The 6,393-nt window shown below is 47.3% G+C and carries 5 protein-coding genes; 4 read left to right on the forward strand and 1 reads right to left on the reverse strand.

Annotation, left to right across the window (positions count from 1 at the left end; translation table 11 throughout):
• The first annotated feature begins 23 nt into the window (after positions 1-23).
• Complete coding sequence (locus DXN05_RS23780) at positions 24-797, forward strand: TPM domain-containing protein (protein ID WP_116849812.1); 774 nt, start codon at positions 24-26, stop codon at positions 795-797.
• A gap of 116 nt (positions 798-913) precedes the next feature.
• Here DXN05_RS23780 and DXN05_RS23785 read toward each other — a convergent pair whose 3' ends face one another.
• Complete coding sequence (locus DXN05_RS23785) at positions 914-3,400, reverse strand: M1 family metallopeptidase (protein ID WP_116849813.1); 2,487 nt, start codon at positions 3,398-3,400, stop codon at positions 914-916.
• Between the two features lie 186 nt (positions 3,401-3,586).
• Between DXN05_RS23785 and DXN05_RS23790 the strand changes: the two genes are divergently transcribed.
• The 3 genes from DXN05_RS23790 (at position 3,587) to DXN05_RS23800 (ending at position 6,232) form a co-directional block, all read left to right on the forward strand.
• Entirely contained in the window at positions 3,587-5,065 is a 1,479-nt protein-coding gene (locus tag DXN05_RS23790; protein WP_116849814.1) for a DUF4476 domain-containing protein, read from the forward strand.
• Between the two features lie 72 nt (positions 5,066-5,137).
• Complete coding sequence (truA, locus tag DXN05_RS23795; RefSeq protein ID WP_116849815.1) at positions 5,138-5,884, forward strand: tRNA pseudouridine(38-40) synthase TruA; 747 nt, start codon at positions 5,138-5,140, stop codon at positions 5,882-5,884.
• A gap of 105 nt (positions 5,885-5,989) precedes the next feature.
• Positions 5,990-6,232: a hypothetical protein gene (locus tag DXN05_RS23800; RefSeq protein ID WP_147314078.1), complete on the forward strand. Its 243-nt coding sequence runs from the start codon at positions 5,990-5,992 to the stop codon at positions 6,230-6,232.
• Positions 6,233-6,393 lie beyond the last annotated feature (161 nt).

The raw sequence follows: 6,393 nt of genomic DNA on the forward strand, positions 1-6,393 counted from the left end.
TCAAACCTATCCCAAACTTATTCATGAAATACATCTTTTCCCTGGTACTGCTGGTCTTAATGGCCGGCAGTATTTGTGCTCAGGAGGTTTTACCCAAACCACACCCTATTCGTTTTGTAACAGATGCCGCTCATGTACTTTCCGGTGATGAGCTTAACATGCTGGAAAATATGCTGCGCGCAGTGAACGACACTTCCACGAATGAGCTGGTGATCGTTACCATACCCACCCTGCAGGGGGCCCCCATAGAAGACTATACGTTAAAGCTTTTCCGCAGTTGGGGTATCGGTAAAAAAGACAAGAACAACGGCATACTGATATTTGCTGCCATTAACGATCATAAAATGCGCATTGAAGTAGGCCTGGGGCTGGAAGGGGCGTTGCCCGATATTACGGCAAGGCAAATTCTGGACAATGAAATGCGCCCTGCATTCAGGGAAGGCAATTACTATGCAGGTTTCAATAATGCAGTTAATGCAGTAATACAATCCATTGCAGGAGAATATACTCCATCCGTTCAAACAGAAGCGGCGTCAACAGATAATGATAACATTGGCCTGCGGGTATTTGTGGTGATTTGCATTATTGTGGTTGTGCTGATTATACTTGTTGCAGTAATCGTTGCCAGGAACCCCAGCGGTGGGCGCAGCAGATCGTCAGGCTGGAGTAGCTTGAGCAGTAGTAGTGATAGTAGCAGCATTGACAGCAGCTGGAGCAGTTCAAGCGACAGCAGTAGCAGCAGCAGTGATTTTGGCGGCGGTTCCAGCGGGGGCGGCGGCTCCAGCAGCGATTGGTAACAACAAACAAAAAGAGGCATCCCACGATGCCTCTTTTTATTTGCTCCCTCCGCCGATGGCTGTGTCCTCTCCGCCGATGGCTGTGTCCTCACAGCCATCTTTGATGCGTAATAGAGCTATAACTTCGCCAGCTTCTCATCCAGGTAATGCAACTGTTCTTCAATAGCCTGTTTGTTACTGCCGGTAGCGGCAGCTGATGCTTTTTTCTTACGCAGCTTCACCAGCTCCTTGCGAACACCAGTTTTATATTTCGGCACAATAGCGCCTACTTTATTGCTGAAACCGGTTACCGCATCCAGCGCTGTTTTAAAGTGGTCTACATTTTCTATACGTGATAAATAACTGATCAGCGTAAAGGTTTCGTTGAACTTCTGGTAAGGTGTGGCAGCAGTAAACTTGTGATACACCGTATCAAAATCTGCATCGGTTTTGGTGAGCACATCCAGCTGGTCAAGACTGGCTTTCAGTTCACCTTTAGCGTCTTGTTTTAATGCAGGTAACAGGCTCAGCGCCTTGGTTTCATTGATATCGGCCAGCGCAGTTAAAGAGGCTCCCGCAACAGCATAAGAAGAATCCTGTGTACCTTTTACAAACAGCGGCTCATATTTCGAATCCTGGAAATCACCAAGCATATCAATGGCCAGTGCACGGTTGGGTCTGCTGGCATCTTTTTGTGCCATGTTCTCCAGCTTTGCAATAAGCGTAGGGTCTGGTGCTTCTGCAGCCAGTCCTTTCAATGCTATAGAGCGAATGCCCTTGTATGGATCGTTCAGGGCTTTCACCACCAGCTGTTTGGCCGTGTCATTGTCAATATGCTGAACAGCATAATCCAATGCTTCCCTTCTGTCAACATAATTGCCGGCATAGGTATATTGGTAAATGTATTCAGCCAGTGTTTTGTGGTCTTCTTTTGCTGCGAGTAAAATTTTGTCACCATCAAAATTAATCAGGTCCGGTTTAACCGTGCTGGGTAAGGCGAATGTATCAGCTGCATTGCCAATCCATACCTGGTGGCGTGTTTTTTTACCATTGGCATACACATCAATATCCACGGGCATTTTAAACAGCTTGTCGCCTTGTTGTGTTTGCTTTACAAATACTTTGGCGCTGCTGGTGGCATTATCGTATGCATAGCTGATATCCAGTTTGGGATGGCCGCTGCCATAATACCATTGGTTCCAGTACCAGTTTAAATCCTGGCCTGTTACTTCTTCAAAAGCGAGGCGCAGCTGCTGTGCTTCGGTTGATTTGAATTTGTTGTTGCTGAGGTATACATTCAGCGATTTAAAGAAAGCAGAATCGCCTACATAGTGGCGCAGCATGTGTAATATGCGGCCGCCCTTGTTGTAGCTTACTGCATCAAACATATCTTCTTTATCGGCGTAGTAAAAGCGAACCAGGTCTTTCTTTTCTTCACCGCGTAAACGCAGGTAATCCTGCATATCGGTATAGTTTTGCTCCGCACCTGCATCCGCGCCGTATTTATATTCACTCCACAATGTCTCGCTGTAATTGGCAAAGCTTTCATTCAGCGTAAGATTGCTCCAGCTTTCGCAGGTGGCCAGGTCACCAAACCACTGGTGAAACAGTTCGTGCGCAACCGTGCTTTCCCAATCATTGCCGTCAACCAGTTCGCGTGCATTTTGCTGTGCGCTTTCCTGGTGCAGCGTAGCCGTGGTGTTTTCCATAGCGCCGCTTACATAATCACGACCGGTGATCTGCGCGTACTTGGGCCAGGGAAAATCAACACCGGTAATGCGTGAATAAAAAGCGATCATCTCAGGTGTATTGCCAAAAATGCGACGTGCTACTTTTTCATAGGCAGGCTCTACATAATAGCTTACTTCCTTACCCTTGTAACTGTCTTTAACAATGGCATAGTCGCCTACACCCATAAAAAAGAGATAGGGAGAGTGGGGCAAATCCATCTTCCAGGTATCGGTACGTGTGCCGTCTGCATTTTTTTTCTGGGCTGTCAGCAAACCATTGCTTAGTGTTACATACTTCGCCGGAACCGTCATACTGATCTCTTCCGTTGTTTTTTGTGTAGAGCGGTCAATGGTAGGGCACCATACGCTGGTGGCTTCTGTTTCGCCCTGCGTCCATATCTGTGTAGGCTTGTCTTTGTTTTCGCCTCTGGGGTTAATGAAATACAGGCCCTTGGCATCTGTTATGGCAGCGCTGCCTTTGGTTTTAAACTCATCGGGCTTCGATACATAATCAATGTACACCGTATATTTCTCGCCGCCTTTAAACGTCTTACCCAGTTGTATCCGCAGGTTCAGTGAATCATAAGTGTATTGCAGCGGTGTTTTGGTGCTGCCGTTGATAAGCGCCACTTCATTAATGTTCATGCCCTTGGCATCGAGGTTTAATGAATCGGTAGGGTAAAAATGGGGTTGCAGGGTAATCCAAGCCTTGCCATACATATAAGCTTTGTCGTAATCAAAACGAACATCCAGTTTCGTATGTACCAGGTCGTTTATCTTGGTATCTGTATACCGGTATTGTTTCTTCCAGCTGTCATTCTTTGCTTTAATGGCCTGTGCGCCTGCCATCGTTGTAACGGATGCTGCGCACAGCAGGATCAATAGTTTTTTCATTCAAAAATTTTCAAGGGCATAAATTTAGTGCCTTGCGACCGGGTTGCTAAAATATTTTTGAAATGGGCAAAGCTGGCCCGATTTGTGGCGGCCAAATCATAGTTTTGTCAAAACCCGCACCGGCTAACCCGGTGAACATTACTCGTCAACGGCGGCCAAACCCCCGCCGGAAAAAATATTTAACGGATGAAATGGCATTTACTGCATCGCAAATTGGTGTTATTGATTGTTCTTGTCTTCGGTTGCCGCCTGCTGGCCCTTTCTCAGCAGCAGCATTTCATGTATATCCAGTCCGACAGCAAGGAGGCATTTACAGTGGTGATGGAAAAAAAGCGCTACAATTCCAGCAATACCGGGTACCTGATTATCGCGAAAGTAGCCAGCGGCCCGCATAACCTGGCCGTGGTTTTCCCGCAAAAGAAATATCCTTCCCAGGTATTTGATATTGTACTCGACAGCGTAGATGCCGGTTTCGGATTAAAAAACCTGGGCGCCAAAGGCTGGGGCTTAATCAACCTGCAAACCATGAAAATGGTGATGGCTTCCCATGTTATCAAACCTGCAGACAGTACAGCTGCTGCAACAAAACAGGTTAAACCAGCTCCGGCAACTACAGCTCCGGCAACCACAGCACCTGCAAAAACTGCTGCAACCGCAGCTCCCGCAAAAACTGGTACAACCAAGCCGGCTGCGGGCACAAAGACTGCTCCTGCCAAACCCGCTGCAGACAATTCCATGTTCGGCGATATGCTTTCGCAGGTAGTAGATGACCCTACCCTGAAAGAAGCGCCCAAACCCGCACCGCAGCCCGCACAGCAACAGCCTGCAACCCTTACCGCAGCTGCACAAACCCCCAAAACACAACCGGTAACAACACCGCCTGCACCGGAAGAAAAGAGCAAACCTGCCGAAACCGTTACCGATACCGCTGCTGCTGATGATGCAGCTACCCGGGGTGTAATTAAAGCCACACAGGAAAGCAAAAACGAAGGCACACAGGTAACTTTTCTCGACTTCAACAGTAAAAAAACCGATACCGTAAAAATATTCATCCCTAAAACAGATGCTCCTGCAGAAACCCCGGATACGGTAGCCGCTGCGCCGCAGCAGCAACCGGTAGTTACAGCAGCAGTACCTCCTGCGCAAACACAGCCGCAGACGCAAAAGCCCGGCAAACGCAAAAAGAAAGAACTCACCAGCGAGCCATTGTTCAACGATGCGCCGGCCGATTCTGCCAAAACAGTCAGCAACCCGTTTTATACCAAACCAAAAGATGCGATTACACCGGTTGCAGCTGCAACAGAAACTGCCGCATCACCGCAGCCGAAGACAGAAGCGCCTGCCGCTACGGCAACAGGGGTTAACAACAGCAACTGCAAAGCCCTGGCCAATGACAACGACGTTACCAAACTGCGCAAACGCATGGCCGGCGCAGGCGATGAGGATAAAATGATTGAAGCTGCACGCAAGGCATTTAAATCAAAATGTTACAGCACAGAGCAAATCAAGTCGCTGGGCATGTTATTTTACACCGATGAAACCCGCTACCGCTTTTACGATGCAGGTTATCCGTTCGTGTACGATGTGAGCAATTACATCTCCCTCGAAAACATGTTAATTGACGATTATTATAAAAAACGCTTCAGGGCAATGCTTCGTTTATAAATTTGCAGCCTGGCACAACAATGCATTGCACCGTTGTGCCAGGCTTTGCATTTTAATCAACAAACAGTATTCATGCCCCGTTATTTCATAGAAGTCGCTTATAAAGGCACCCGTTACAGTGGTTTCCAGGTACAGCAAAACGCCCTCACCATACAATCTGAGGTAGAAAAAGCCCTCCATACCCGCTTCCGCCAGCCTTTTGCACTCACGGGTTCTTCCCGTACCGATGCAGGGGTACATGCACTGCAGAACTACTTTCATTTCGATTCCGATCTCACCCTGCTGCCCGGGCAGGTATATAACCTCAACGCCATTCTTCCGTCCGATATCGTGGTAAAACGCATTGTGCCGGTAGCAGACGATGCCCACAGCCGTTTTCATGCCACTGCCCGGGAATATAGGTATTACCTGTACCAGGCGAAAAACCCGTTTCTGAACGACCGCGCTTATTATTATCCCTATCATATGCAGCTCGATGTGCTGAACGAGGCCGCCGCTGTATTGAAAGAATACCAGGATTTTACGTCCTTTTCCAAGCGAAATACGCAGGTAAAAACCTTTAACTGCACACTCCTGGTGAGCGAATGGGTACAGGAAGGCGAATGTTTGGTGTACCATGTAAAAGGAAACCGCTTCCTGCGCGGCATGGTGCGCGGACTGGTGGGCACCATGTTGCGGGTAGGCAGGGGGTATATCAATATCGCCGGGCTGCGTGCGGCTGTAGAGGCAAAAGACTGCTCCAGGGCCGATTTTTCAGCACCTGCACATGGCCTGTTTTTAAAGGCAGTGCATTATCCGTTCTTGCCAGATGCCGTGTAATACAGCAGTGCTGCGCAAATATTTTGTGTATTTTTCTGAAATAAATTTGGCGGAATCAATTCGCGGTATATCTTTGCAGCCCGTTAAGAAAAACGGTAAAGCTCATTGAAGGTCAAAAAGTTAAGCGGTAGAAGAAAAAGAAAAAATCTTTTAAAAAGATTTGGTGAAATGAGAAAAGCGCTTACCTTTGCAACCCGTTATAAAACGGAACAGTTCATTGAAGGCCAGAAAGTTAAACAGCGAAATTCGAAAGAAAAAAACTTAAAAAGTTTTTGGAAGTTTAACCAGAAAGTTTTTACCTTTGCAACCCCAAATGATACGGTGGGAAGCGAAAAAAGAAGTTCTTAAAGTATAGAAAAGATGGTGCGGCGATAAGGCCTGAAGGTTCACAACCTTAACATCAGCAGTAGCGGATAAAGCAGTAGTGCTTTATCGGTTAAAGATCTTTGAAAGAAGGAAGCAACAGTACGTAACGAAAGTTATGGTAAGATTGCAAGCGTAACACAATT

Origin of the sequence: Deminuibacter soli, assembly GCF_003412455.1 — a bacterium.
Taxonomy (GTDB): Bacteria; Bacteroidota; Bacteroidia; order Chitinophagales; family Chitinophagaceae; genus Deminuibacter; species Deminuibacter soli.